Source organism: Ramlibacter sp. G4-7 (genome assembly GCF_057784995.1).
Window position 1 is genome coordinate 56,248 of the sequence record NZ_JBYNTT010000015.1, and the last position, 25,605, is coordinate 81,852.

The 25,605-nt window shown below is 67.9% G+C and carries 23 protein-coding genes; 12 read left to right on the forward strand and 11 right to left on the reverse strand.

All coding sequences use genetic code 11. From position 1 onward, the window contains the following. Window positions 1-7 precede the first annotated feature (7 nt). The 3 genes from AC3EGR_RS19535 (at window position 8) to AC3EGR_RS19545 (ending at window position 4,416) form a co-directional block, all read left to right on the forward strand. The gene (locus AC3EGR_RS19535; RefSeq protein WP_488548187.1) at window positions 8-2,638 is read left to right on the forward strand and encodes a PAS domain S-box protein; all 2,631 of its coding nucleotides are present in this window, start codon (window positions 8-10) and stop codon (window positions 2,636-2,638) included. Between the two features lie 148 nt (window positions 2,639-2,786). Continuing rightward, window positions 2,787-3,479: a response regulator gene (locus tag AC3EGR_RS19540; protein WP_488548188.1), complete on the forward strand. Its 693-nt coding sequence runs from the start codon at window positions 2,787-2,789 to the stop codon at window positions 3,477-3,479. 307 nt (window positions 3,480-3,786) lie between these two features. Then, window positions 3,787-4,416: a transglutaminase domain-containing protein gene (locus AC3EGR_RS19545; RefSeq protein ID WP_488548189.1), complete on the forward strand. Its 630-nt coding sequence runs from the start codon at window positions 3,787-3,789 to the stop codon at window positions 4,414-4,416. 30 nt (window positions 4,417-4,446) lie between these two features. Here AC3EGR_RS19545 and AC3EGR_RS19550 read toward each other — a convergent pair whose 3' ends face one another. Next, window positions 4,447-5,865, reverse strand: coding sequence for an aminotransferase-like domain-containing protein (locus tag AC3EGR_RS19550; RefSeq protein ID WP_488548190.1), 1,419 nt, complete (start codon window positions 5,863-5,865; stop codon window positions 4,447-4,449). Window positions 5,866-6,378: 513 nt separating this feature from the next. On the opposite strand from AC3EGR_RS19550, the gene AC3EGR_RS19555 reads away from it, so the two are divergent. Further along, a complete protein-coding gene (locus AC3EGR_RS19555; RefSeq protein WP_488548191.1) occupies window positions 6,379-6,561 on the forward strand; it encodes a DUF2970 domain-containing protein in 183 nt (60 codons plus the stop codon). Between the two features lie 86 nt (window positions 6,562-6,647). Here AC3EGR_RS19555 and AC3EGR_RS19560 read toward each other — a convergent pair whose 3' ends face one another. After that, window positions 6,648-7,874, reverse strand: a complete 1,227-nt coding sequence (locus AC3EGR_RS19560; RefSeq protein WP_488548192.1) for an MFS transporter — start codon at window positions 7,872-7,874, stop codon at window positions 6,648-6,650. A 246-nt stretch (window positions 7,875-8,120) separates the two neighbouring features. Here AC3EGR_RS19560 and AC3EGR_RS19565 point away from each other — a divergent pair, with 246 nt between their 5' ends. After that, complete coding sequence (locus AC3EGR_RS19565; RefSeq protein ID WP_488548193.1) at window positions 8,121-8,624, forward strand: hypothetical protein; 504 nt, start codon at window positions 8,121-8,123, stop codon at window positions 8,622-8,624. A 103-nt stretch (window positions 8,625-8,727) separates the two neighbouring features. After that, window positions 8,728-9,402 carry a glutathione S-transferase family protein gene (locus AC3EGR_RS19570; RefSeq protein ID WP_488548194.1) on the forward strand — a complete coding sequence of 225 codons (675 nt, stop codon included), beginning with the start codon at window positions 8,728-8,730 and terminating at the stop codon, window positions 9,400-9,402. Between the two features lie 98 nt (window positions 9,403-9,500). Here the strand turns inward: AC3EGR_RS19570 and AC3EGR_RS19575 are convergent, their stop codons facing one another. Then, a complete protein-coding gene (locus AC3EGR_RS19575; protein WP_488548195.1) occupies window positions 9,501-10,181 on the reverse strand; it encodes a FadR/GntR family transcriptional regulator in 681 nt (226 codons plus the stop codon). Between the two features lie 100 nt (window positions 10,182-10,281). Between AC3EGR_RS19575 and AC3EGR_RS19580 the strand changes: the two genes are divergently transcribed. After that, the gene (locus tag AC3EGR_RS19580) at window positions 10,282-11,490 is read left to right on the forward strand and encodes a mandelate racemase/muconate lactonizing enzyme family protein (RefSeq protein ID WP_488548196.1); all 1,209 of its coding nucleotides are present in this window, start codon (window positions 10,282-10,284) and stop codon (window positions 11,488-11,490) included. 30 nt (window positions 11,491-11,520) lie between these two features. Continuing rightward, on the forward strand, window positions 11,521-12,477 hold the full coding sequence (locus AC3EGR_RS19585; protein WP_488548197.1) for a Bug family tripartite tricarboxylate transporter substrate binding protein: 957 nt from the start codon (window positions 11,521-11,523) through the stop codon (window positions 12,475-12,477). A gap of 157 nt (window positions 12,478-12,634) precedes the next feature. On the opposite strand, the gene AC3EGR_RS19590 is transcribed toward AC3EGR_RS19585, so the two are convergent. After that, on the reverse strand, window positions 12,635-12,880 hold the full coding sequence (locus tag AC3EGR_RS19590; RefSeq protein WP_488548198.1) for a hypothetical protein: 246 nt from the start codon (window positions 12,878-12,880) through the stop codon (window positions 12,635-12,637). Between the two features lie 393 nt (window positions 12,881-13,273). On the opposite strand from AC3EGR_RS19590, the gene AC3EGR_RS19595 reads away from it, so the two are divergent. Beyond that, on the forward strand, window positions 13,274-16,096 hold the full coding sequence (locus tag AC3EGR_RS19595; protein WP_488548199.1) for an ATP-binding protein: 2,823 nt from the start codon (window positions 13,274-13,276) through the stop codon (window positions 16,094-16,096). Between the two features lie 38 nt (window positions 16,097-16,134). On the opposite strand, the gene AC3EGR_RS19600 is transcribed toward AC3EGR_RS19595, so the two are convergent. The 3 genes from AC3EGR_RS19600 to AC3EGR_RS19610 form a co-directional block, all read right to left on the reverse strand. Beyond that, a complete protein-coding gene (locus tag AC3EGR_RS19600; protein WP_488548250.1) occupies window positions 16,135-17,418 on the reverse strand; it encodes a YncE family protein in 1,284 nt (427 codons plus the stop codon). A gap of 14 nt (window positions 17,419-17,432) precedes the next feature. Continuing rightward, window positions 17,433-18,221: a creatininase family protein gene (locus AC3EGR_RS19605; protein WP_488548200.1), complete on the reverse strand. Its 789-nt coding sequence runs from the start codon at window positions 18,219-18,221 to the stop codon at window positions 17,433-17,435. A gap of 409 nt (window positions 18,222-18,630) precedes the next feature. Continuing rightward, the gene (locus AC3EGR_RS19610) at window positions 18,631-19,638 is read right to left on the reverse strand and encodes a TRAP transporter substrate-binding protein (protein ID WP_488548201.1); all 1,008 of its coding nucleotides are present in this window, start codon (window positions 19,636-19,638) and stop codon (window positions 18,631-18,633) included. 139 nt (window positions 19,639-19,777) lie between these two features. Here AC3EGR_RS19610 and AC3EGR_RS19615 point away from each other — a divergent pair, with 139 nt between their 5' ends. Next, entirely contained in the window at window positions 19,778-20,671 is an 894-nt protein-coding gene (locus AC3EGR_RS19615) for an SMP-30/gluconolactonase/LRE family protein (protein ID WP_488548202.1), read from the forward strand. Between the two features lie 123 nt (window positions 20,672-20,794). Then, window positions 20,795-21,526, forward strand: coding sequence for a hypothetical protein (locus tag AC3EGR_RS19620; RefSeq protein ID WP_488548203.1), 732 nt, complete (start codon window positions 20,795-20,797; stop codon window positions 21,524-21,526). 29 nt (window positions 21,527-21,555) lie between these two features. On the opposite strand, the gene AC3EGR_RS19625 is transcribed toward AC3EGR_RS19620, so the two are convergent. Beyond that, window positions 21,556-21,783 carry a winged helix-turn-helix transcriptional regulator gene (locus tag AC3EGR_RS19625; protein ID WP_488548204.1) on the reverse strand — a complete coding sequence of 76 codons (228 nt, stop codon included), beginning with the start codon at window positions 21,781-21,783 and terminating at the stop codon, window positions 21,556-21,558. On the opposite strand from AC3EGR_RS19625, the gene AC3EGR_RS19630 reads away from it, so the two are divergent. Then, entirely contained in the window at window positions 21,778-22,362 is a 585-nt protein-coding gene (locus AC3EGR_RS19630; RefSeq protein WP_488548205.1) for a hypothetical protein, read from the forward strand. The two genes, AC3EGR_RS19625 and AC3EGR_RS19630, sit on opposite strands and share 6 nt — an antisense overlap. 25 nt (window positions 22,363-22,387) lie before the next feature. Here the strand turns inward: AC3EGR_RS19630 and AC3EGR_RS19635 are convergent, their stop codons facing one another. The 3 genes from AC3EGR_RS19635 to AC3EGR_RS19645 all read right to left on the reverse strand — a co-directional run bounded on the left by AC3EGR_RS19635 (window position 22,388) and on the right by AC3EGR_RS19645 (window position 25,564). Further along, the gene (locus AC3EGR_RS19635) at window positions 22,388-22,774 is read right to left on the reverse strand and encodes a hypothetical protein (protein ID WP_488548206.1); all 387 of its coding nucleotides are present in this window, start codon (window positions 22,772-22,774) and stop codon (window positions 22,388-22,390) included. Window positions 22,775-23,297: 523 nt separating this feature from the next. Beyond that, complete coding sequence (locus AC3EGR_RS19640; protein ID WP_488548207.1) at window positions 23,298-24,413, reverse strand: SMP-30/gluconolactonase/LRE family protein; 1,116 nt, start codon at window positions 24,411-24,413, stop codon at window positions 23,298-23,300. A 233-nt stretch (window positions 24,414-24,646) separates the two neighbouring features. After that, entirely contained in the window at window positions 24,647-25,564 is a 918-nt protein-coding gene (locus AC3EGR_RS19645) for a LysR family transcriptional regulator (RefSeq protein ID WP_488548208.1), read from the reverse strand. Window positions 25,565-25,605: the final 41 nt, after the last annotated feature.

Genomic DNA, 25,605 nt, shown 5'->3' on the forward strand with positions numbered 1-25,605 from the left:
CACGACGATGCGCAACCACCCGACACCTCGGTCGGGCGCCACTCCACAGGCGTCCGGCGATCCCACGACCCACACTCTCCTGAAAAGCGCGCTGCGGATCGCGGGGCTCGGCTGCTGGACCTGGAACCTGTCGACCGGGGTGATGGAACTCTCCGCGGAGGCTGAAAGAATCCTGGGAGGACCCGGGCCGCAGTTGACGTTCGAGTCGTGGCTGCGTGGCGTCGATCCCGCAGATGCGGGGAAACTGCCCGCGCTGGAGGAAGCGGTGCGCGGCGGGCAGCGTACCTTCAGCTTTGAATACGCCTTCACCAACCCTGGCGGCGCCCGCAGGAGGTTGAAGAGCGACGGCGAAGTGGTTTCGCTGGACGAGCGCGGCGCGCCCGTCGTCGTTGCCGGCACCGTCCTCGACCTCGGCGACTCCACGGCGGAGGCGCGCGGGGCGCACTACGGCTCCTCTCGTGCGGATCGCGCCTTCGCATGGCTTTGGGAGCAGGACGCGGATTACCGCTTCACTCTCATGGAAGGTGGCGAGCAGAGGCGCATACCCGCCCTGGAGATGGCCTTGGGGCGCGCTCGCTGGGAGCTTGCGCATGCGGTGCCGCTCACCTCGTCCTGGGAGGACCACATCGCGATGCTTCACTCGCGGCGGCCCTTTCGCGAGTTCGAGTACCGCATCGGCGATGGGCCTGACGCGGCGTGCTTCTCGGTCAGCGGAGACCCGGTGTTCGATCCGGCGGGCCAATTTCGCGGCTACCGGGGGATTGCGCACGACATCACGCGTCGGGTGCGGGCGGAAGAAGAAGCGCGGCACGCCCGGCTCCTTCTGCAGCAGGCGTCGCGACTCGCCCGCATCGGAGGTTGGACGCTTCGCGTCCCCGGCATGGAAGTCGAGTGGACGCCGGAAGGCGCACGGCTGCTGGGCGGCGCGAGCGATGGACCCATTGGTTGGGAGGAGGCCTTCGCAGCGCTGGAAGAGCCGTATCGCGACGAACTCCGCGACCGGATCGCCGCGTGCGTCGCGCAAGACCAGGCGTTCAGGATGGAAGCCCGCCTGTCGGCGCAGGATGGACAGCAGAGATGGCTGGAAATCATCGGTGAGCCGGAACTTTCCTTCACGGGACCCCGTCGCCGCGTCATGGGCGCGGTCAAGGACGTGACGGAGATCAAGGTGGCCGCTCACCGGCTGCGCGAACTCGACCAGCAGCTGCTGACGACCTTCGAAAGCATCACCAGCGGCTTCTACATGCTGGATCGCGACTGGCGGTTCACATACGCGAACCACGAGACGGAAAGAGTCGCCCAGCTGCCCCGCAGCGAGCTCCTGGGGCGCTCGCTCATCGAGTTGTTTCCATGGTTCGTCGGCAGCCACCTGCACCGGGAGTACGAGCGCGCGATTGCAGCCGGTGAACCCGCGCATTTCCAGGTGTTCCTGGAAGCGCTGGGCGTGTGGGGGGAGGTGCACGCATATCCGTCGGCCCAGGGCCTGGCGGTGTACTTCCAGGACATCACGGAGCGCAAGCTGGCGCAAGACGCGCTGCGCGCCAGCGAGGAACGCCATCGGCTGCTGTTCGAGGTCAGCCTGGACGCGCTGCTGCAGCTCGAGCGCCGATCCGGGAGGATCCTGGCTGCCAATCCGGCGGCCTGCGAGCTGTTCGCGCTGTCGCAGGCGCAGATTTGCGAGCGCGGCACGGGCGCGCTCATCGCACCGAACGAGGCCGGGCTGCAGGAGCTGGTTGCCGAAGGGGACGAGGCCGGCAGGGCGCGAGGCCACATGACTCTCGTTCGCGGCGACGGGACCCGGTTCCAGGCGGAACTCTCGAGCGCGCTCTTCACGGGCAGCGACGGCGTGACGTATGCCAGCGTGGCGATCCGCGACGTGAGCGAGCGCCTCAGGCACGAGGCGGAGATCCTCGCCCTGAACGAGGGTTTGGCCGGGAAGGTCCGCGAAAGAACGGCGGAAATGGAGGCGGCCAACGCGGAACTGCGGGCATTCGCGCACTCGCTCGCGCATGACCTGCGCGCGCCCATCGCCGCGATCCGCGCGCTGGCGCATGTCCTGGAAGAACGCATGCAGGCCGCCCCGGAAAAGGACCGGCACTACGCAACCCGCATCCGGCAGGCCGCACAGCAACTCGATGATTACGTGGAGGCCCTCCTTTCGCACGCACGGCTGTCCCAGGTTTCCCTTCGGCCGGTGCACGTCGACCTGAGTGCCACAGCCGAAGCCATCCTGGACGACCTGCGTGTGCGCGACCCGGACCGCGCCGTGACCCTGGAGATCCAGCCGGAACTCAGTGCCGTGGCCGACCCGACGCTCCTGCGCATGGTGCTCCAGAACCTGCTGGAGAACGCGTGGAAGTTCACGCAACACCGCGAAGACGCGCAGATCCGCTTCAGCGGCGAGCGCGAGGCAGACGGATCCACCACGTTCTGCGTCGCCGACAACGGCGCGGGATTCGACATGGAGTACGCGGACAAGCTGTTCGGCGCCTTCCAGCGGCTGCATACGCAGGCGGAATTTCCAGGCACCGGTATCGGCCTGGCGAACGTCCATCGCATCGTCGCGAGGCACGGCGGGCGGGTATGGGCAAAGGGTCAGCCGGGGACAGGAGCAGCCTTCTGGTTCACGTTGCCGTGAGGAGAACGTGTCGCAGCGCTTCACACGCGGAGGTGAGCGCGAAGGCAATTTGTCACGCGCCCTTGCCCGCGCCCCGGCGGCATGTGCGCCCAAGCCGGGAATTTGCGGTCGCGCACGTACGATGGGGTCCAGACATGGATCCAAGACGATGATCGCACCCACTCCTTTTTCCACCGCACGACCAGCCGGCATGCCGCAAGGGGCCATGGCGCATTCCGCCAAAGGCGTCGTGCTGGCGGACGATCACGACCTCGTTCGCGCCGGCATCCAGGGCTTGATCGAGTTGCTGCCGGACGTCGAGGTAATCGCGCAAGCACGCTCCGGCGAGGAACTGCTTGCCCTTCTCGAGGACGTGCGGCCGGACCTGGTGGTGACCGACATCGGCATGCCCGGGGTCGACGGCGTGGAAGCGGTCAGGAGGATCCGGGCGCGCCATCCTTCGCTGCCGATCCTGGTTCTCTCCATGTTCGACAGCGCGGAAATGGTCCAGCGGGCCGTGACGGGAGGCGCCAATGGGTACCTGACCAAGAGTGCGGCGCCGCAGGAGTTGCAGCATGCAGTCGGCGTGATGCTGACGACCGGCAGCTACTTCAATGCCACCGTCGCCCGGCTGCTGATGCATCGGGTCGAGGCGCTGGGGGACGACGGTCTCACGGATCGCCAGAAGGAAGTGCTGTCGCTCCTCGCATCCGGGCTCTCCTCCAAGGAGATCGCCTTCCAGCTCAAGCTCAGTCCGAAGACGATCGACGTGCACCGCGCCCGCATCATGGAACGGCTCGACCTGCGTGACGTGGCGAGCCTGACGCGCTACGCGGTGCGGCGCGGGCTGGTCAAAGCGTAACCGGGGGCGTATGCACCTCGCCGCCTGGCCGCCGGCCTAGGTGCGCACAGGCCTTGCGTTTAACCCAAAAGGCTCATCCGGCGTTCCCCTCCTCAGGCGACGCCGAATTGGACCGTGACCGGTATCCCGACGGTCATTTCCCTCGTGCCCTGCACCGGTCATTTCGCCGCGAACTGCTCCTTCCGGCGGTGCATGCGCCCGCCTAACCTTGGGCATTCTTCGCAAGACCGTCGGGAAATTTCGCAATGGACCATGAAGCCCGCAATGCAACTGCCACAGTCGCGCGGCCCCTGGCTGGCCACGGCGCATGCTGATGCAGCAGCCGCCCCTGGAGCACATGGAATGGCTGTGCTCGACACCCATGATGGACCTCGAGGATCCAGCCCTGCGCCTGCGTGTCCAGAGCCTGACGCAATTGAAGACCACGCGTCGCGCCAAGGTGCTGGCCGTCCATGCCTACGTCCAGCGGCTCAAGCTGCGCATGCGCGTGGTGCGTCGCCACCGCACCGCGACCGAGGTCTTGCGCGCGGGCGGAGGCGATGCCACCGAGAAGGCGACGCTGTTCGTGGCCATGCTGCGCCTGCTCGGGGTGCCCGCGCGGACGCGCTCCGTCAGCCTGCGCGCAGGCATCGTCCAAGGTTTCGACGTCTCGTTGTGGCGTCTGGAGCGCCCAATAGTGGAAGCCTGGACCGGCGAGCGCTGGGCCGGGACCGACACCTACATCTTTGATCCGAACTACGTGGCCACGGCACGGCGGCGCCTGCTGGACAAGGGCCGGGACTACGGCCATGGCATCCACGTGCGCGGTGCAAGCACGTGGGACGGACTGGGGGACGCGTACGTGAGCGGACACGCGCCGGAGCACGGCCCCATGGTGGCCGCGCCAGTGGAGCGGGGCAGCGCGCGGGCTGCAGCGCCCCAGCGAGCGGGTGCTTGATGGCCGGGCGGCGCGCCGCTGCGGTCCCGCTCAGGACGGCACGAGCTGAGCCGCGAGCTTGCCCAGCTGCTCCAGCGCGCGCTCGGCCCGCGCGTCCAGCGGGTGGCCGAAATTGATGCGGATGCAGTTCGCGAACTGGCCGGAAGCGGAGAACATGGGACCGGGCGCCACGCTCACGCGCTGCGCGAGCGCCTGGCGGTGCAGTTCCACCGCGTCGGTGCCTTCGGGCAGCACGACCCAGAACATGTAGCCACCGTCCGGGCGCGTGGCTTGCGTCCCGGCCGGGAAATGACGCGCGACCGCTTGCGCCGCCGCGGCGTACTGGTGTGCGAGCTGTTCGCGCATCTTGCGCAGATGGCGGTCATAGCCGCCGCCGGCCAGGTAGCGCGCGAGGCCTAGCTGGCACGGAGCGGAGGTGGCCAGGGTCGTGCTCAGTTTCAGGCGCGTGACCGCATCCGCATGAAGGCCGGCGGCCGTCCAGCCGATGCGGTAGCCCGGCGCGAGCGTCTTGGAGTAAGACGAACAATGCAGGACCAGGCCCTCGCGGTCGAAGGCCTTGGCGGGCAGCGGACGGCGCGCGCCGAAGTACAGCTCGCCGTAGACGTCGTCCTCGATCAAGGGCACGCGATGCAGGGCGAGCAAGGCGACCAGCTCCCTTTTCCTGTCCTCCGACATCGTGCAGCCCAGCGGGTTCTGGAACGTGGGCATGAGCCAGCAGGCCTTGGGCCGGTGCCGCGAGATCGCCTGCTCCAGCGCGGCGAGGTCGAGACCATCGTGCGGATGCGTGGAGACCTCCACTGCGCGCAGGCCAAGCCGCTGGATGGCCTGCAGCGCTGCGTAGAAGGTGGGGGACTCGACGACCACCGCGTCGCCAGGACGCGTGATCGCGGCCAGCGACAGGTTCAGCGCCTCCAGGGCGCCGCAGGTGATCACGATCTCGTCGACGCGCACCGTGATGCCGTCCACGGCGTAGCGGGCGGCGATCAGCTTGCGCAGGACCTGCTTGCCTGGCGACATCTCGTCGACGGTGGCCCAGGGACTGAGCGTGCGGGCCGCGGTCGCCATGCTCTTGCCAAGGCTTTGCAGGGGAAACAGGGCCGGCGACGGAATCGGCGAGCCGAAAGGGATGATGTTGCGCTTCATGACCGAGTCGAGCAGCGTGAACACCCGCTCGGCGACGTCGAGCTCGACGCTTTCCTCGCTCGGCGCCGAAGGCGTTTGAGGCTGGGGCACCTCGCCGTTCCCCCGCGCGACGAAATAGCCGGAGCGCTCGCGTGCCCGTATGAGGCCGCGCGCTTCCAGCAGGTAGTAGGCCTGGAACACCGTGGCCGGGCTCACCCCGCGACGGCTGCTGGTGCGGCGCACGGAGGGGAGTTTGTCCCCGGGCTGCAGGGCCCCCGAACGGATCGCTTCTTCGAGCTGATTGGCGAGGTTTTCGTATAGCGTCATTGGCTCCGTCCAGGACCGGCGGGCCCACGCTACTCCCCCGACACGGCGGAAGCAATGCGTAGGACTACACCGGCCGGGAGCAGGTGACCTCGCCGGCGGCGATCAGCGCGCGCTCGCCAGCCGCGCGGCGAGCCTGCCTATGGTCTTGAGCGCCGGCTCCAGTCGATCGGGCTGCGGATGCCCGTCATTCAGTCGCACGTGGTGCCGGAGGCGGCCGTCCGCCGAAAAGAGCTGGCCTGGCGCAGGACCGATGCTCCTGGCCAGGAGTGCCCTGATATGCGTTCGGGAGATTTTCCACTTCCGTGCTGCTTCCCCAGTCTCCCCTGCGGATTTCCGCTTCAGCGCAGCTCTGATACGGTCGTTTTTAGCCCCATCCGAGCCTTCGGTCATGTATACGCTGCGGACACAGTACGGAACTGCAATGAGAAGACCGCCCCTCGCCTTCCTGCGCCCCTGCGTGCTGCCTGCCTGCGGAGATCGCCGCCTGCTTCGCCGCGCCAAGGAGCCCTTGCAATGAAGCTGCTGCGACAGATCAAGACCGTGCTGTGGAGTTTCGTGGGCCTGGGCAGGCGACAGGACATGGCGGACGTCCCCGAACGAGGCAATCCCCTCGTCCTGATCCTCATTGCGTTCGTGCTCGTCCTCTTGTTCCTGGGCACGCTTGCATTGATTGCGCGCACCGTCGCCGCCGGGTAGTCCGCTTCTGCCAGCGCTACTTCCGCCGGCCGAACCGATTCCAGTTGCTCGCAGCGAGGACGCCGGGCGTCCAGTTGATCGGGAGGCTAAGCAGGCTTGGCAACGCCAGCAACATCCCTGCGCTTGGGCGCCGGCGTCGCGGGAAGCTGCGTCAGGATCACCAGGGAAGTCACTGCGGTCGCGGTCATCACGCCGAGCAAGGTGCCAAAGCCCGCCTGCTTGACCAGGGGTCCGATCAGCCAGACGGCCATCGAGCTCGCCCCGAGCGACACGGCCAGGCGCATCCCCGACACGCGGGAGCGCATGCTGTCGTCGACGAACCGCACGATCATCGCGTCGGTGAACGGGATCGCACCGAAGATGGCCGCCATGAACAGGAACTGCAAGCCGTAGAAGATCCAGCCCTCCGCCACGGCCGCCAGGGCGAGCACCAGCGCCTGCGCGCCGACGATCGCGAGATACAGCCGCTTGAGGGGCATGCGATCGATGAGATGGCCGACGATGACCTGCGCGAGCGAAGCGACCGTGTAGACGCCGGCGAGGAGCGCACCGATGCGCGCGGGGTCGTTCAGGATGCTGCGCAGGCGCTCGGTGAGCAGTTCGTAGTTGCTGTTCGTCGAGAAGTTGAACAGGAGGCTCCCCGTGGTCGCCGCAACGGTCATCACCAGCAGCAGCCTGGCCATGGACACGCCAGGCGCGCCTGCCGCAGCAGTTGCCTTCCTCTTCGCGGGCGCGGCCTGCTCGCGGGTCGCGAGGGCGGCGAAGGCGCAACCGAACAAGAGACAGAGGGCGCCGGGCACGGCGAACGCCATGCGCCAGCCCAGATATTTCACGAGGAAGCCGGTGGCCACGGCCGCCACGGCGACTCCCAGGTTGCCGACCAGGCCGTTGATGCCGATGGTCAGCCCGGGCCGGGCCGCGCCTTGCACGAGCATGGGAATGCCAACGGGGTGGTAGATGGAGGCGAAGGCCCCCAGCAGCGCCAGGGCCAGCGCCATCTGCAGTGGGGTCTGCGTCGCGCTCACCAGCAGCGCGGCGGCGCCCATGCCGAAGAAGAACACGATCATCATCTTGCGGCGGCCCCAGTGGTCTCCCAGCCGGCCCGAAGGCAGGGAGCCGATGCCGAAGCAGAAGAACGCCGCCACGCTGTAGGGCATGAGGTCTTCCCATCGCGCGATGCCGAAGTCCGTGGCGATGCTGGTCACCGCCGTGGCGAAGATCAGCAGGAACATGTGGTCGATGGCGTGGCCGATGTTCAGGAGCCACTGGGTGGCCATCGAGTTGCCGGGGCGGGTTGGCTGCGAGACGTCCATGGCGCCGATTGTGGGCGCGGCGGCGCGACGGCCGCAATGCGCCGACGGGACGAATATCGGTGAATTCCAGCCAAGTTGACGCGCAGGACCCTCGGCCGGCCGGGGCATGCGCGTCAATGGCTCCAAGGTGCCCGTGGCGCCGATGCACGCACACCCGCCGAAAGTCCCGCGCGCTCTTGCCGTGCAGTGTGCCTTTCGGTGACACTCGACAGCAGCGGAGCCGCGTCCCGCGCCCCGGTCCTCACCATGCAGTCGATCCCCATGTTCAAGTGGCCTCCCTTCTCCGGGCGCAAGGACGCTCGCCCCCCCTCGGCGCCAACGAACGGAGCAGCGAAGCGGCTTCATGCCGAGTACCGTGCGCTGGCCGCGACGCAGCTCCACGAGATGGGCATTCCCAAGCATTGCATCGACCTGGACGTGGGCGCCACATCGAAGGCGGGGCGCACCGTCTACAACATCAAGATCCGCGTGATCCGGTGGGAGCGCAGCACCGGCATGCGCCTGCTGGTCAGCCTGCCGGCACTGGAGGCCCGGATGCGCAAGGCCGTCGCGGCGAGCTGGCTCGGGGATGTGAGCGATTTCGGCGGGATCTGGGTGCATGCCTCGTCGCAGCTGCCCGCACCGGAGGTCGAGCGCGACTCCCAGTGGGCGATTTCCGAACTGCAGGCGTTCGACACCTTCGGTGAAGCCGCTGCCGACCGGCTGCGGCGCGACATGCGCCCTGCCCCGCGAGCCCGAACGGCGGCCTGATCCTGGCGCGTCGGTCGGGCGGGCCGGCGGGGGCTTCCGAACGGAAATGGGCCGTTGCGACACGGAGTCGCACGCGTACCATGCACTTTTGCCGGGGAAGCCCATGATCGTCGTGCACCACCTGAACAACTCGCGCTCGCAACGCGTGCTCTGGCTGCTCGAGGAGCTGCAGTTGCCCTACGAGATCCGCCGCTACGAGCGCGATCCGCAGACGATGCTGGCACCCCCGGAACTGCGCGCGGTGCACCCCCTCGGCAAGTCACCCGTGATCACCGACGACGGCCTGACGCTGGCCGAATCCGGCGCGATCCTGGAGTACCTGGCGGACCGCTACGGGCCCGGTCGCCTGGCCCCGCCGCCGGGGACGCCGGAGCGCATCCGCTACAGCTACTGGATGCACTACGCCGAGGGCTCGCTCATGCCCCCGCTGTTGCTCAAGCTGATCTTCGACCGGGTGGAATCGTCGCCGATGCCGTTCTTCGTGAGGCCGGTGGCGCGCGGCATCGCGGACAAGGTGCGCAAGGCCGTCGTGCTTCCGAACATCCGCACGCACCTGGACTTCCTGGAGCAGGAACTGGCAGGCCGCGACTGGTTCGCCGGAGCCACGTTCTCCGCGGCGGACGTGCAAATGAGTTTCCCGCTGGAGGCGGCGCAGGCGCGCGGCGGGCTCGACGAGAGGCGGCCGCGGCTGATGGCATGGCTGGAGCGCGTGCACGCGCGGCCCGCGTACCGCCAGGCGCTGGAACGTGGCGGCCCTTACGAGATCCTGGGCGGGTGAGCGATGCGGGACAGCCAAGCAATCCTGGTGCCGGGGACGAGGATTGCGGTGCGTAGAGAACCAGCCCGGAGGCCGTCTTTCTGTCGAGTCCGGTTGCTTCACTGCCTCTTGAACAACCGCGCAATCCCCCGCCTCAAGTGCCGCGTCATCGCCTCCCTCGCAGCCGCCGCATCCCGCCTGGCGATCGCTTCGTCGATCGCCCTGTGCTCCGCCCGGATGTCGTCCCAGCGGGTCTTCAGCGGTTGCGGCGAGAGCTCGCGGGTGAGGCGGATGCCGATGCGCTTCTGTTCGTTCAGGGCCGCGAGCGTGAGGATGAAGAAGCGATTGCCCGCCGCCTGCGCGATCGCGGCGTGGAAGTCGACGTCCTCGTCGATGCCGGACTCGCCGCGCGACCACGCCGCTTCCAGCTGCTTGCGGCGCGTGGCGATCGCGGCGCGCAGCTTCGCGTCGCGGCAGTGCGCCGCGAGCGCCGCGCATTCGCCCTCGAGGCTGCAGCGGAATTCGAGAAAGCAACGCAGGTCCTCGATGCCCTGCAGCGGCCCGAAGTCCACGGGCCGCAGTGCCGGGGCCTCGCCGACGAAGTTGCCGGCGCCCTGACGTGCCACCACGCGCCCCTCCGCGCGCAAGCGCGCGAGCGCCTGCCGCACCACCGGCCGCGACACGCCAAAAGCAGCCGCGAGGGCGTGCTCGCCGGGCAGCCGCTCGCCCGCGGCCAGGGAATCGTCGTCGATCAGCGCCAGGATGCGCGCGCGGGTCGCGTCGGTGAGGGAGGTGGCCATGCCGCGATCCTAAGCGCACTTGTCAGACAAGTTGGCCGCGGCTTTGACAGGTTCGAAGGCGCGCCCGGATGATGCGCAGCTCTCCGAAGCGAACGCATCCATGTCCACCGTCACCGCCCTGCGCACCCTCCGCATCGCCGAACGACCCAACCTGATCTGGGTGGAGCTCGAAACCAGCGACGGCTTCACGGGCCTCGGCGAGTCCTTCCGTGGCGCCGAAGCGGTGGAAGCGGTCCTGCACGAATCGGTGGCACCCTGGCTGATCGGGCGCGATGCGCGCCACATCGAAGCGGTCTCGCGCCAGCTGCTCACCCCGTACCTCGGCTTCCACAGCAGCGGGGCGGAGGTGCGGGCTGCAAGCGCGGTCGACATCGCCCTTTGGGACCTGGCGGGGCAGCGCCAGGGCGTGCCCGCGTACATCGCGCTGGGCGGCGGCGTGCGCGAGAGCATCAAGGCGTACAACACGTGCGCCGGCTACGCCTACAACACCTCGGGCGCAGCGCGGCGCGACATCGGCAGCGGCGACCACGCGACCGGCCCCTACGACGACCAGGTCGCGTTCATGCGCGATGCCGGCAAGCTGGCCGAAAGCCTCCTGGACGAGGGCTACGCCGCGATGAAGATCTGGCCCTTCGACGTCTACGCGCCCGCCACCGGCGGCCACCTGATCACGCTGCCCGACCTCAAGAAGGGCCTGGAGCCGTTCGCGAAGATCCGGCAGGCCGTCGGCGACCGCATCGAGGTGATGTGCGAGCTGCACAGCCTGTGGTCCAGCCATGCCGCCGTGCGGATCTGCCGGGCGCTCGAGGACCATGGCGTGTTCTGGGCCGAGGACCCGCTCAACAAGATGGACGACGCGCAGGCACTCGCCGACCTGCGCCGCCAGACCCGCACGCCGATCTGCGGCAGCGAGACGCTGGCCGGCGCCAAGCCGTTCCGCGACCTGCTGGCCGCCGATGCCATCGACATGGTGATGCTGGACCTCGCGTGGTGCGGCGGCCTGACGGAAGGCCGCAAGATCGCCGCGCTGGCCGAGGTCTACAACCGCCCGCTGGCGCCGCACGACTGCACCGGGCCGGTCACCCTGATGGCTGGCCTGCAACTGGCGATGCACGCGCCTACCGCCGTGTTCCAGGAGGTCGTGCGCGCGACGCTCAGCACGTGGTACCGCGACCTCGTGACCGAGCTCCCGGTGATCCGCGGCGGCATGGTGCTGGCGCCGACGACGGCAGGGATCGGCACCCGGTTGCAGCCGGGGCTGCACGAGCGGGCGGACGCAAAGGTGCGTACCAGCGGCACCCCGCGCTGACGCTTGTAGTTGTTTTTCAGGAGACATGAGATGAAAAGAGTCCTCGTCGCGGTGGCGCTGCTTGCGGCCTGCGCCGTCCACGCCCAGAACTGGCCCGAGAAGCCCGTGACCATCGTCGTGCCGTTCCCGGCCGGTGGCTCCACCGACACCGTCGCGCGCGCGGTCGCGCAGCAGATGGCGACCAAGCTGGGGCAGAACTTCGTGGTGGACAACCGCCCGGGAGCGACCGGCACCATCGGCGCGGCCCAGGTCAAGCGCGCGGCACCCGACGGCTACACGCTCCTGGTGTCGTCGCTCGGCACCTTCGTGATCGCGCCGCACCTGGTGAAGAACCTGCCCTACGACACGACCAAGGACTTCGACTACATCACGATCCCGGTGCAGGCGCCGAACGTGCTGGTGGCGGCGCCGCACAAGAAGGCGCGCACCGTGGCCGAAGTCATCGCCGAACTGAAGGCGAACCCCGGCAAGGTGAGCTTCTCCAGTGCGGGCAACGGCGCTTCGGACCACCTCTCGGCCGAGATCTTCTGGCAGCAGACCGGCACCGAGGGCCTCCACATCCCCTACAAGGGCGGCGCCCCCGCGGTCAACGACCTGCTGGGCGGCCAGGTCGACTACTCCTTCCCGAACGTGAACGCCGTCCTGCAGCACATCCGCGCAGGCAAGCTGCATGCGATCGCGGTGACGGGCACCAAGCGCTCGCCGGTGCTGCCCGACGTGCCGACGCTCGCCGAGTCCGGCGTTCACGGGGCCGAGGTCTACTCGTGGCAGGGCATGGCCGCACCGAAGGGACTGCCGCCCGCCTTGCGCGAGAAGATTGCCGCCGCGGCGATCGCCGCCTCGAAGGACCCGGCGGTCGCCAAGCAGTTCACCGACCAGGGCATGGAGGTCGTGGCCAACACGCCGGCCGAATTCACCCAGTTTCAGGCGCGCGAGTACGCGCGCTGGAAGCAGCTGATCGAGACGCGCAAGATCACGGCCGATTGACGTCGTCGACGGCGAACACGCCGGAATGCTGGTCTCGAGGTCATAGGGTTCGCGGTCCAGCGACCACCCCGGCATGCAGCGGCTCGAACATGGCAGCCATCTTCTCGGCCGGGATCGGGGCCGAGAGGCAGGACGCTGCAGCAGGGACGATCGACGTTCAAGGGCTTCTGAATCCCGTTGGCGGCCCCAACGCAGTGTCCTTGATGTACCGCATCGCTTCCTCCAGCCTGTGCTGCTCCACCTGACGCAGCTCATGCAACCTGTCCAGGTCGGCATCAGAAGGTGGCGCGCCCGTGCCGGCCAAGTGAGCATCAAATCGTGCTTTGATGCGTTGCTGCATAGCGCGCGTCTCATCCGAAGCCTTGCGCCACTCCGCAATCAGCGCTCGGTATTTCTCGCTCATTGGTCGATGGTACGTGGATTGCCTCATTGGGGCGATTGCAGCGCTCCGGGCCGCGGAGACGCTCGTCGCGCATCATTTCAAGGGCGGCCATGGGTTGCGCCGTTCGGCTGAGGAGGTGAGGCTTCCATAGCCCGTGATGGTTACGGAAAAACAAGTAGGTGCCCCGTAGAGACACCCTATCGCAAGCGACGCGCTCTCATGGTCTGATCGTGCCCTGTTCACAAATCGTCACCCTGCCGTGCACTTCCTCCCGGGCATCACCCGACCGCGCACTCTCGGCGAACGATTGGACGTCGCGCCTGCGGCGTGCCTCGGAGCCGCCGAACCGCGCCCGCTGCACGCGATGGCCCCGCTGACCCTTGACGCGCCGCTGCCCACAGCGACGCGCCCGTCGTGAAGCCGGCCCCGCGGCCGGACAACGAAGTCGCCCGCCTGCTGCGCCTGCGGCAGTTGCGCGCGCTCGGCGCGCCTTCGGAAGCCGCGCTGGACGCCTTCACGCGCATCGCGGCCAGCATCACCGGGATGCCGATCGCCTTGATCTCGCTGATCGACTCGGACCGGCAGTGGCACATGTCGGCCATCGGTGTTCCGCAGGGCCCCGGCACTCCGCGCGACATCTCCTTCTGCTCGTACGCCATCATGCAGCCGCAGCTGTTCGAGGTGGAAGACGCCCGCAGCGACCCGCGCTTCCACGACAGCCCGATGGTGCTGGAAGACCCGCACGTCGTCCATTACGCAGGCATGCCGCTGCTCATGCCCACGGGCGAAGCGGTGGGCGCCCTGTGCGTGGTATCGCAGCGCCCCGGACGGCTCACCGGGCAGCAGCGACAGCTGCTGTCCGAGTTGGCGCGCGGCATCGTCGACGTCCTCCTGCTGCGCGAGGATGAACTGCGGTTGAAGGAGGAGCGCCGCACGGCGGAGGCGGTGCGGATGTCGGAGCTCGCTCCGGTCGGGATGTTCTCGGCGGACGAAAGCGGCCAGGTACTGCACGGCAACGGCCAGTGGGTGAAGATGCTGGGCGGCGAATCGCTGGCCGCGCTGGAGGGCGCTGGATGGATGGAGTGCGTTCATCCGGAAGACCGCAGCGAACTATGTGCCGGCTGGGACGACGCCGTGCGGGAGCGCCGCAGCTTCGAAGGCACCTTCCGTTGCCGGCCGCTGCGCGACGAGGCGCCGCGGTGGATGCGCTTCCGTTGCAAGCCGGTCGAGGGCTCCGGAAGCCGCGTCGCGTTCGTGGGCGTGCTGTCGGACACCACCGAGACCCTGCGCCTGCAGCAGGAGTTGAACCGGCAGAACCGCTTGCTCGCGCGCGCCCTGGAGGCTTCGAACCTGGGCCTGTGGGAGTACGACCTCAGGGCCGGCCAGGTCTACCTGTCGGCGGGCTGGACGCAGCTGCTGGGTCTGCCCGGCCAGGACTGGCAGGTGCAGCACAACGCAAGCCTTTCGTTCTTTCCGCAACAGGCGCTGCCGGCCATCCGGGAAGCCCGGCGCCGGCTGCTCAAAGGCGAGGTGGAGCGAGTCTCGCTGGAGCACCAGATGATCATGGCCAACGGCAATGTGACCTGGGTGCTGAGCGGGGCACAGGTGGTGGAACGCGATGCCGCCGGCCGCGCCCGCCGCGTGGTCGGCACCTCGAAGGACATCACCGCGCGCGTGCGCGCCGACGCGGAACTGCGCGCGGCCTTGCAGGCCGCGGACCAGGCGAACGTCGCCAAGTCCGACTTCCTCGCGACGATGAGCCACGAGATCCGCACGCCGCTCAACGGGGTGATCGGCCTGTCGCAACTCCTGCGCGAAGCGGACCTGCCGCCGATGGAAGCCGATTCGGTGGCGATGATCGACAGTTGCGCGAAGTCGCTCCTGAGCCTCGTGGATAACATCCTGGACTTCTCGAAGATCGAGGCCGGGCGCCTGACGCTGGAGGAGGTTCCGACCGATCTTCCGCAGATGGCGCACGAACTGGCCGACCTCTTCACGGTGCGCGCCGGCGAAAAGGGAATCCGTTTCGACCTGTACCTGCAGCCGGGCGTGCCGCGCTGGATCGCCGCGGATCCGGGACGGTTGCGGCAGGTGCTCCTGAACCTGCTGGGCAACGCGCTGAAGTTCACCGACATCGGCAGCTTCGGGCTGCGGGTGACCACCAGGGAGAGCGAAGCCGGACGGCTGCTTTGCCTTGCCGTCACGGACACCGGCCAGGGCATCCCGGCGCAAGCACAAGCGCGCCTCTTCACCCGTTTCACGCAGGCGGCAGGCCCGTCACGCGAAGCCGGCACCGGGCTGGGCCTGGCGATCTCCCGCCAGCTCGCCCAACTCATGGGAGGTGACGTCACGCTGGTCAGCCAGGAAGGGCTCGGCTCGAGCTTCACGCTGGAGATCCCGTTGCGCACCGTTTCCCCGCCCGTGGTGCAGGTGAAGCCCGATGCGCGCCTCACCCGCACGGACGCGCGCATCCTGCTGGCCGAAGACAACGAAGTGAACCAGCTGGTCGCGCAACGCATGCTGGCCTCCCTGGGCTTCGCGCACGTGACGGTGGTCGCGAACGGACAGGAGGCGGTCCACGCCTGCCGTGACGGGGCGTTCCATCTGGTCTTGATGGATTGCCAGATGCCAGTCCTCGATGGCTGGGACGCCGCGCGCGAGCTGCGCAGACTGGGCGTGACGATTCCCATCCTGGCCTTCACCGCGACGGCAACCCTCGGCGACCGCGACCGGTGCCTCGCCGCCGGCATGAACGACTACCTGACGAAGCCGATCGAAAAAGCGGTGCTGGCCGAGAAGCTGCGGCGGTGGCTGACCGGCGATGCGGAGCCGGACGCTTCCTCCTTGCAGACAGCGAGCGCGGCGCCGGAGGTGTTCGACCGGAGCGTCATCGGCCGCTACTTCGCCGGCGAAGAGCAAGTGTTCCTGGAAGGCCTGAACCTTTTCCTGCGCCAGTCCCGCGAGTCGCTGGCGCAGCTGCGGGACGGTGGCCGCGATGGCGGCGAACGCATGGCGCGCCTCATGCACCGGATGCGCGGGTCAGCGGCGACGCTGGGCGGCACCCGCCTCGCCAGGCTGTGCGCGGACCTGGAGCTCGCCCCGGCGTACGAGCAGATGGACACAGTCGTCACCGCATTCGAGCAGTTCGCATCCCAGGCCTGCGCGTTCACAGGCGGCGCCGGCGCTGATCATCCGCAGTCAGCCCCAAGCGGCCCGCAGTCACAGTCGGTCATGTAGCAAGCGCCTCCCGACGCCAGCGCACTCGGCCAGCATCCTCAACGGAGATTGCCGGTGTGCCCCAGGCTGTAGCGCCCCGGCTGCGGCCAGACGGTCAGCCCGTGCGGCTCGCGCCCGACCTTCACGCGCACGACGCTGCCGTCGGAGGTGTCGAAGCGGTAGACCTCGTCGTCATAGCGACCGGAGAGCCAGAGATAACGCCCGTCCGCGCTCACATTGCCCATGTCCGGGCTGCCACCGCCGGGGATCACCCACTGGGCCAGGATCTTCTCGCTCGCGAACTCGATCACCGAGACGCTGCCCTTGCCGCGTCGGTGTCCATGCACATGGTTGCTGCCGCGGTTGGCCACATACAGCTTCGTGCCGTCGCGGCTTGGATACAGGCCATGTGTACCGACGCCCGTCGGAATGAAGCCGACCTGCCGGAACGTGGCGAAGTCCACGATGTGCACGCCATCCGAGACCATGTCGGCGACGTAGAAGCGGCGGCCGTCGGGCGAAGCCCGGATGTCCTGCGGCATCGGCGTGCCCGTGACGATCAGGGAGCGCGGCACCGCGGGATCCATCATCCGGCGCGGCTTGCGGCCGGGCCGCTGCAACATCGCCAGGACGTCGGGCCGATCGAAATAGCGCGACAGCTTGATGGTGGCGACGACGCGGCGGTTGACGAGGTCCACCTTGGTGAGGCCGCCATCGAACTCGCACGTGAACAGGGCATGGGTGCCGTCGATGGAGAAATCCGCGTGGTTGATACCGCCGCAATCCGGCGTCGCTATCGAGTACGCCAGGCGCATCGTGGCGGGGTCGCGGAAGTCCAGCCGCTTGTAGGCCTCCGCCACCACGATCGCGTAGCGGCCATCGGGCGACCAGTACATGTTGTAAGGGTCGTCGACCGACACGGACGGCCCCGGCTTGCCGGTGCGCGGATCGATGGGCGTGAGACTGCCGTCGGTGCGGCCCTCGGCGTTGTTCGCCACCCAGAGCACCTGCAGGTTCCACGAGGGCACGATGTGCTGCGGATTCACGCCGACGCGGAACCGGTCCACCACCCGCAGCGTCGCGGGGTCGATCACCCACACCGTGTTGTCCGCATGGTTGGGAACGTAGATGCGTTCCAGGTGTCCGGCCACCGCGGGCGACAACTTGCCGGCATTCGTCTCGCTGTAGAGGTTGTTCGGGTCGGGCACGCCGGGCATGCCCGGCACGGTGGTCACGGCCGCAGCCGGCGCGGGCGCGGGCGCGGCAGTTTGCCCGTACGCGGGGCCGAGTACCGCCGCAAGGGCGACGGCGGCACAAAGAGCGCGGAGTTGCTTCACGTGCAGGGTTCCTTGCGTGCTCACCGGGTCCCCGCCAGGGCCTGGCGGATCGCGGTGACGGTTTTCTCGACGATGAGGTCGACGCCCTTCTGCCCCAGTGCGGCGGAAGCGCGCGACGGATCACCAGTGACGCCGGTCTGCGGCGAGGCCTCGGCCAGGCGATCACTGCGCACCAGCGACGCGTCGACGGCCAGCATCAGCGAGGTGTCGGCAAGCCCGGCATGCGGGCCGATCTGCGCGGGCGTGAAGCCGGCCTCCTGCAGCAGCTGGGCGTAGCCGGTCGTGGCCGCCTGGTAGTAGGCGGCGATGTAGTGCACGCGCGCGCCGCTGCCGGCCCATTCACGGTTCAGTCGTTCGCTCACCTGCCGCAGCAGCGGCTGGTAGTCGCCCGAGTCGCCCAGCAGCACGATGTTGCGGAAGCCGGCCTGTCGCAGGCTGCGCGCCGCTCCCGTGACGATGCCGGTGAAGGCCTCGCCGGACACCGAGATCGTGCCGGGAAAACGCATGTGCCCGGCGGACTCGGGAACGTATGCCACCACCGGAGCGACCAGGGTGTGCCCCAGTTGCGTGGCGATGCGTTCGGCCAGCCGGTTGGCCCGGACGTTGTGTTTGCCCAGGGCCATGTGCGGACCATTCTGTTCCGTGCCGCCGACGGGAATGAGGATGGTCGTGCTGCCGCCGCGCAGCGCGTCGCGCACTTCCGGCCACGTCATGCCGTCGAGCTGCAGCTCCGCCGCAGCAGAGTGCGGTGCCCAGGCTGAAAGCAGCAGGACGAACAGCACGTGGGCGGTGGTGGTGGTCCAGGTCACGCGACGGAATTGTGCACGAGCGTGGCGCGACGTCCAGTATTGTTTCCGTGCGAGCGGCGCGAGCGCGTGAACGGACCCGCGTAAAGAGATGGAGCGATGCAGGATGACCTGCAACGGCTGTCGGCGGGCAACTACCCATTGCGATGCAGCCGAAGGCGACTGACATGGCGGCTTTTGGCGTCAGCGGACCTGCGAGAACGCCTAGCACACCTGCCTCACGCTGCTGTCCATCAGATGCGTGGAGAACGTTGTGGACAACGTTGTGGAGACCTCACGACAGCCGCGCCGGTGCTCGCTCTGCGGCTGTTGCCTATTGCTTAGGCATCTGGTCGACGCAGTACAAAAAAAAATAACAGACACGCATGTACGCCGCGCGGCTTGCCGAAGCCTGCGGCGACTCCGGGAGCCTTCACCGCACCGTCGCGCGCACCTTTTCCAGTTCCGCCCGGTACAGCTTCACGGCGGCCGGGTCGTAGGTCGCGGCGAACTTCTCGGCCACCGGCGCGGTGAGTTCGCGCATGCGGGCCAGGGTCGCGGGCGGCACGTCGTTGATCTGTATCTTGCCTTCGAGCTCCTTGCGGGCCGCGACCGCCGATTCGCGGCTCAGGCGGCGCTGGTAGACGCCCGCCTCCACCGCGGCGTCCTGCAGGATCTGCCGCTCCGCGGCGCCCAGGCGATCCCACAGCTTCTTGCTGACGAGGACCGGGCTCGCGGTGTACACGTGGTTCGTCACGCTGAGGTACTTCTGCACCTCGTAGAACTTGCTGTTCAGGATGATCGCGAACGGGTTCTCCTGTGCGTCCATGGCCTTGGACTCGAGCGCGCCATAGAGCTCGGGGAACGCCATCGGCACCGGGTTCGTGCCGAGGGCCGCGAAGCTCTCCACGAACATGGGGTTGGGGATCACGCGCAACTTCAGGCCTTTGAGGTCCTCCACGGTCTGGATCGGACGGCGGCTGTTGGTGAACTGGCGGAAGCCCGCCTCCCAGAAGCCGAGGCCCACCAGGCCCTTTTCCGGCAGCCGCTGCAGCAGCGCCTTGCCGAACGGCCCTTGCACCAGCGCATCCACCTGCTCGCCGCGCGTGAACGAGAACGGGATGTCCAGCAAGGTGAACTCCTTGACGGCGCCGCCCGTGACCGTGGCCGACAGCACCACCATGTCCTGCGCCCCGCCCTGCACAGCGCTGAACTGCTGCTGCTCGCCACCGAGGCTGCTGCTGTGGAACTCCTGCACCTTCAGCTTGCCGCCGCTGCGGGCCGCGACGATCTCCGCGAACTTCTGGACGCCGAGCGAGAGATGGTGGCCCAGCGGGTTCACGTGGCCGAAGCGGATCACGCGTTCCTGGATGTCCTGGGCGGATGCCGCGGCACAGGCGGCGGCGAGCACCGCGAGGGTGGCGAGTTTGCGGAAGGTCACGAGCGCTCCTTGGATGTTCTCTTGCGGCCGCGCGACTGCTCGGCGCTGGGCGAATTCTAGTCAGCAAAAAGCCCGCTTCGTTCCTGCCGGAAAGCGCCCGTTTGGTGGCACAGTGGGGCCCCTTTCGAAGAGGTAAGCGATGGAGATGCCTGAAGGCCTGCGCTGCGTGGTGCCGGGGAACGACGTGCTGGGCGAGACGCCCTTGTGGTGCGAGCAGACCCAGTCCGTGCTGTGGCTGGACATCGAGGAGGCGCGGCTGCAGCGCTTCCACCCAGCCAGCGGGCGCCACGACGTCTTCCAGTTCGATGAGCGCTACGTCGGTTCGCTGGCGCTGCTGCGAAGCCCGGGCCGGGTGCTGCTCGGCCTGGACCTGGCGCTGGTTACCTTCGACCTGGGCACGGGCCGGCGCGAACTGGTGTGCCAGGTGGAGCCGAACGGGAGCGCCGACAACCGCCTGAACGACGGCCGCTGCGACAGCCGCGGCCGCTTCTGGGTCGGCACGATGGACAACCAGCTGCACCGCGGCAACGGCAGCGTGTACCGCGTCGATCCGGACGGCAGCGTGCACCGCCAGTTCGGCGACGTCATCGTCGCCAACACCATCGCGCTGTCGCCGGGCGAGGACACGCTGTACTTCTCCGACACGCGGCGGTACACGACCTGGCGCTTCGGCCTCGACCCGGTGTCCGGCACGCTGGGTCAACGCGAAGTGTTCGTCGACCACACCGCGGTGCGCGACCGGCCGGATGGCGCCTGCGTGGACTCCGAAGGTTACGTGTGGAACGCGATCTTTGCGGGCAAGCGCGTCGTGCGTTACGCGCCGGATGGGCGCATCGATCGCGTCATCCGGCTGCCTGTGAGCAATCCCACCTGCGTGTGCTTCGGCGGCCCCGACCTGCGCACGCTGTACATCACGACAGCGCGGCGCTTCCTCACACGCCAGCAGCAGCGCGACGAGCCCTGGTCGGGTTCGCTGCTGGCCATCGACGTGGACGTCGCGGGACTTCCCGAGCGGCGCTTCGGCAGGGAGTAGTCTGAGGTCCGCTTTCGGGGGCCGGAAGCGGACGTACGGCGCCCACAGAAGAACGTCTGCTTTCGAGCCGAAGCGACATTCGCAGCACAGAAGGCGCCAAGCGGACGCGCGACAAGCTGGCCGTTGAAGGTACAGTTCCCAGCCGGTATACAGCGTGGAGAGGTCTTGCAGTTCAACCTTCACATCGGCGCAGGGGCTGTTCTCACCACAGCAGTTTTGGCGCTGGCCGCCTGGAACGTGTACTACCCCCACCGGCCTTCCTCCGATGGCGTGGATGCGATACGGACAGGCAGTCGAAAGGTACCCGAGTTCATTGCGACCAACGGAGGGGTGCTGACGATTGCATGGGTCAAGGGTTACGAAAGCTTCGAGAAGCGGAACCCCTCCGAAACGGAGTTACGACTCCCCGCCGGCGGTGCAGTGAAGATCCCTCTTCCCTTTGGCGCCACGGTGTCGGAAATCAGGACTGCCGCGAAGTACCAGTACCAGATCCGCATGGAAAAGCGCTGGCCCATGGAGTGCACGGAACTCCGGTGCGTCGTCCGCACAGGTCCTGTCGAACTCGCCGAACCAGTCGCCCTCTACCAGGAGGAGACCGAGCGAAAGTCCCAGAGTGGCTGGGCCCGGTTCGACAAGGCAGAAAAGCTCGAAGAACTGAATCGGTCGTTGGGCCCGGCACTGGTCTCCCGCGGAAACGAGCCCCGCAACCGTGATCTCGGAATGCGTGACGGCCGCGCTGAGGTCGAGAGGTTTGTCCGGGAGTGGATGTCTCGCGCAGGACATGCCGAACGAGCCATCGTCGTTCTATATCCCGGTGAACGCTTGGAGAACGGCAGGCCGGTCCCGGATCACTGAGCGTCGCAACACGGCTGCTCCTCTCCCCTTCAAGTCTCCGGTCTTTTCTGCAACCACCCGAGCAGTCCCTCCAGCTCCGGGCAAAGCTGCTCACCCCAATCGCTCAGGCGGTGCTCCACCCGCGGCGGGACCTCCGCATCGACCTCGCGCTGAACGATCCCCTCCGCTTCCCAGCGTCGCTGGCCTCGCGGAGAGAGCTGCCAGCAGTTGCGACCACGCAGCACATGCGGCCCTTCTCGTCGAGCAATCGTATGCATATCAACAACCACCACTTAGGATCGGCGCCGGTCTCTTCCAAAGCCTGCGGTACCATGAAATTTCGACTCGCCTTGTTCCTCGCAACTGCCGCTGCAATGACAGCGGCCTCCCCGCCCCTCATGGCGCAGGCCGTGGCCGCGGCGGACCTGGAGCAAACCCTTCTCAGGTCCTTTCGCGCGCTCCCGGACTTCAAACGCGTGGCGCAGGAGGGCGCTGCCCTCAGAGAGCTGAAGAAGAACGGCATCATTTCCGCGAAGCCGCAGCGGCGCGTCGACTACCGCGACTTCTATGTCGTCCACAAGCCGCTGTCCATCCTGGGGCACCAGGCCGTCCTGTTCGAAGAGGAGTACCAGATCCGGTTCATCGGCTGCTGTGTGAACGATGGCGCCGGCGTCGTGCTGCGACTGCAGGGGGATACGCGGGCGCTGGAAGACTTCGCGAAGAAGAACCAGTGCAAAGTGCGCAAGTACGGGGCCGCCGGGGAGTTGCGCGGGGATGGATTCGGCCTCGAGGAATTGCCCTTGGCCGACGGGCAGTACGCGCACCTGAGCTGCCACGTCAACGACGAACAGGAGTGACTGGCAGGACCGGACGCGCGCGCCTTCAGTCCCGGTCGATCGACGTGACCCGCAACGCTTTCGTCCTCGGATCGAGGGAGAGGACGATGGCTTCCCCCGCCTTCTCGAAGCGGCCGCTGCAGACGGCGTCGTAGCCCTGGCCGCACACGATTTCGGGGTATTGCGGGTACGCACGCGCGCCGCCGGCACCAGGCTGTTCCCGGTTCGCATCGGGCTTCCATGACGTGCGAAGCAGCTTGGCCCGGGCGCTCGCGTAGTCGGATCGCAGCTGCAGGCCGAGGCGCTGTACCAGGGCATCAGGCGGCCCAGGCTGCGGGGGCGGCGCCGCCTGCCACTCCCCTCGTTCGTCCACCAGGACCGTGGCGCCCTGGGTCACAAGCAGCCGCCCGTCGGGCGTCACGCGGTATTCCACCTTCCCACTCTTGAACCTGTAGCCCTCATGGCCGCAGGGAGTGACGCGGTCCGCGCACGGCCGCATCACCGCCTGGCCACTGAGCGCTATGGCGCTGCCCGTCCTGACGTTCCTGCCCTCGTAGCGCACATCCTGGCAACCGACCTCTCCTTCGGGGCAGTTCTCCGTGATCCATTCGGTCTTCAGCTATTACGAAGAGGAAGAGAAGCCGGCGCTCATGCAAGGGGTGAGAGTCACGCGTGGCAAGCAGAGCACGCAACGGTTGTGCGCCGACGAAGCGGTCGACGAGCTGTCGCGCCTCGAGAGCGCGGTGCCATGCGACCACGGGAACGCGCTTGCATCCTGTCCCTAGCACGGAGACCATGGGGTGACGGCCAGGCAGCTTGTCTTCATGGACGGAGGGCCGGGCCCGTTCGGCTTGCTCGCGTTCCCGTTCTTTGCGGCGATTGCCGCCGCACCGGCTCTCGTCGGCGGGCTGATCATCGAACGGATTGCTTCACGAAGGGACGGCTGCCGGTCGCCCTCACCGCGCCAGCCACCCCAACACCTTCGCGTGCAGGCTCTGCACGTACAGCCTTTCCCGTGTCTCGGTGACCCCGGTGGTTTCCGGATACGCGCCCGCCGGGTCCTGCATGTCGGCTACGACCCGTCCGTCCTCGGTGAACGCGATCACGTGCCCATAGGTCCTGGGCACTGGCCACAGTGCGCGCGGCAGCCGCAGGGTGACCTTGCGCAGGAAAGGCTTGTCGGCCATGTTGTCAATGACCGGATTGCGAGGCTTCGCGAAGCCCAGCCAGATCTTGCCCTCCAGGCCCCGCATCAGGTTGTCCGGGTAGCCTGGCAGGTTGTCGAGCAACACCTGTGCCTGCGACGATGGCTGGCGCACGTCGAGGTCCAGCGCCGCGGCGGCGATCTTCCACACGCGGTATTTTCCGGTTTCATTGACGAACAGGCTCCGGCCATCCGCCGACAACGTGATGCCATTCGCGAAAGAGAGGCCGCGCGCCACCACGCCCGTGCTTCCGGAGCGCGGGTCGTGCGCCAGCACGCGGCCAGTGGAAGACTGCTCCAGGATGTCGAGAACGCTCGCTTCGAACGTACCTCCCCACTGCGCCGGGCCGAAGCGCGTCGAGGCGTCGGTCAGGTAGATCCGCCCCTCCGGTGACACCACCACGGCATCGGCGTAGCGGATCGGGTCGCCGGGGCCGACCTGGTTGGCCAACACCGTGACCTTGCCGTCGCGCCCAATGGCGAGCAGGCCCTTCACGGCATCCGCAGCGATCAGCCGGCCGTGCGCATCGAAATCGAAGCCAAGCACGCGCCCGCCGGTGTTGGCGAAGGTCTCCTGGCCGCTTCCATCCGCGTTCATCCGCACGATGCTGCCGCTGGCCATCGCCGCGTAAAGCTTGCCGTCGGGCCCGAAGGCCAGGTGTTCCGGGCCGACCTCCTTGCCGATGTCGATGGTCCGGAGGTTGGCCAGCCGCGAGTTGACTGTATGCACGCCCGCGTAACCAGGGGCCACCGGTGCCTGCCAGGCGACGGGCTCCACCGGCACGGGCCAGAAAAGGAGGTAAGCGACCAACCCCGCCAGGCTCACGGCCAGGAGAACCAAGATGCGCTTGACGTGCGAGGCTGTCATGGCGGCGACTCTGGGGACGGGTTCAGCATTCTTCAGCAAAACGCGCCGCCGGCAAAGCGACGCGCGCACGCTCCCGAGCACTCGCGCCGGCGCTTCCGCACAACTCATGGTGCGAGGGCCCGAAGACAGCAGCTGCCGAACGGTTCGGGGCTCGGACGTCATCGCGACGGCGGGGTGCAAGTAGCGCCGCCTCGCCCGACCCCGTGCGGCTGGCGTCGTCGACGAGATGCCCGCTACCGGCGCGGCAGCGGGAAGCCCTTGCGGACGTGATCCGCGAGCATCTCGCAGAACACCTTGGCGTAGACCGGGAGCGGTCGGCGTTTGTCCGAAAGCATCGTCAGCGGCTCGTTCAGCGCCTTGCCGCGATAGGTCACGCGCAGCACACGGATCTTGTACCGGTGGATGCGCAGGGCCGAAGGGATGATGGCCACGCCGTGTCCGGCTTCGGCCATGGCGAGCAGCGCGTGAGGGGCGCGGCATTCCAGCACGTTGTTGGGCGTAAAGCCGGCAAGCCGGCAGGCGGCGTCGAAGTTCCTGCGCATCGCGAAGTCCTGCGTTGCCTGGAGCAGCGGGTAAGTCACGAGGCTGGCGATTTCGACCTTGCCATCGCTGCCGAGCCGCAGTTTCGGCTGGCAGGCCGCCAGCATTTCCATGGGCGCGAGATCGTGGCTCGCGAAACGCTCCTCGTTCGGCGTGATGGCACTGGCAACGGTCTGCACCAGCTGGACCTCGCCGCGGTCCAGCATTGCAAACGCCTCCGGCCCGGCCGCGGCATCCACCAGCCTGACCTGCACGCTCGGATAGCGCGCCGCATAGTGGTGCAGGAAATCGGGGAAGATGCCCTCGATCAGATGGGGCGATGCTGACACGCGCAACACACCGACATCGCCGCGCTGAAGCACCTGCGCCTGTTCGCCCAGTGCGCGCGCGTAATTGAGCAGCCCACGGCAGTCGTTGAGAAGCTGCTCGCCTGCGCTCGTGAGCAGCAGCCGCCGGCCGACCCGGTCGAACAACTTCAGACCTAGTTCATCCTCGAGCAGGGCGATCTGCCGCGAAAGCGCCGGCTGGGCGACATGGAGCCGCTCGGCCGTCTTGGAGACGGTGCCCAGCTCGGCCACGGTAACGAAGGTCCGGACATGACGCAGGTCCATGACGTGCCTCTCTCATGCCGAACCGGCATCAATATCCAGAA

Excerpts from the sequence above, each read along its gene's own strand:
- AC3EGR_RS19640 (WP_488548207.1), bottom strand. The coding sequence starts at position 24,413 with ATGACAGCCTCGCACGTCAAGCGCATCTTGGTTCTCCTGGCCGTGAGC.
- AC3EGR_RS19540 (WP_488548188.1), top strand. The coding sequence starts at position 2,787 with ATGATCGCACCCACTCCTTTTTCCACCGCACGACCAGCCGGCATGCCG.
- AC3EGR_RS19625 (WP_488548204.1), bottom strand. The coding sequence starts at position 21,783 with ATGCATACGATTGCTCGACGAGAAGGGCCGCATGTGCTGCGTGGTCGC.
- AC3EGR_RS19550 (WP_488548190.1), bottom strand. The coding sequence starts at position 5,865 with ATGACGCTATACGAAAACCTCGCCAATCAGCTCGAAGAAGCGATCCGT.
- AC3EGR_RS19570 (WP_488548194.1), top strand. The coding sequence starts at position 8,728 with ATGATCGTCGTGCACCACCTGAACAACTCGCGCTCGCAACGCGTGCTC.
- AC3EGR_RS19565 (WP_488548193.1), top strand. The coding sequence starts at position 8,121 with ATGCAGTCGATCCCCATGTTCAAGTGGCCTCCCTTCTCCGGGCGCAAG.
- AC3EGR_RS19535 (WP_488548187.1), top strand. The coding sequence starts at position 8 with ATGCGCAACCACCCGACACCTCGGTCGGGCGCCACTCCACAGGCGTCC.
- AC3EGR_RS19645 (WP_488548208.1), bottom strand. The coding sequence starts at position 25,564 with ATGGACCTGCGTCATGTCCGGACCTTCGTTACCGTGGCCGAGCTGGGC.
- AC3EGR_RS19585 (WP_488548197.1), top strand. The coding sequence starts at position 11,521 with ATGAAAAGAGTCCTCGTCGCGGTGGCGCTGCTTGCGGCCTGCGCCGTC.
- AC3EGR_RS19555 (WP_488548191.1), top strand. The coding sequence starts at position 6,379 with ATGAAGCTGCTGCGACAGATCAAGACCGTGCTGTGGAGTTTCGTGGGC.
- AC3EGR_RS19590 (WP_488548198.1), bottom strand. The coding sequence starts at position 12,880 with ATGAGCGAGAAATACCGAGCGCTGATTGCGGAGTGGCGCAAGGCTTCG.
- AC3EGR_RS19630 (WP_488548205.1), top strand. The coding sequence starts at position 21,778 with ATGCATATCAACAACCACCACTTAGGATCGGCGCCGGTCTCTTCCAAA.
- AC3EGR_RS19545 (WP_488548189.1), top strand. The coding sequence starts at position 3,787 with ATGCTGATGCAGCAGCCGCCCCTGGAGCACATGGAATGGCTGTGCTCG.
- AC3EGR_RS19575 (WP_488548195.1), bottom strand. The coding sequence starts at position 10,181 with ATGGCCACCTCCCTCACCGACGCGACCCGCGCGCGCATCCTGGCGCTG.
- AC3EGR_RS19615 (WP_488548202.1), top strand. The coding sequence starts at position 19,778 with ATGGAGATGCCTGAAGGCCTGCGCTGCGTGGTGCCGGGGAACGACGTG.
- AC3EGR_RS19580 (WP_488548196.1), top strand. The coding sequence starts at position 10,282 with ATGTCCACCGTCACCGCCCTGCGCACCCTCCGCATCGCCGAACGACCC.
- AC3EGR_RS19560 (WP_488548192.1), bottom strand. The coding sequence starts at position 7,874 with ATGGACGTCTCGCAGCCAACCCGCCCCGGCAACTCGATGGCCACCCAG.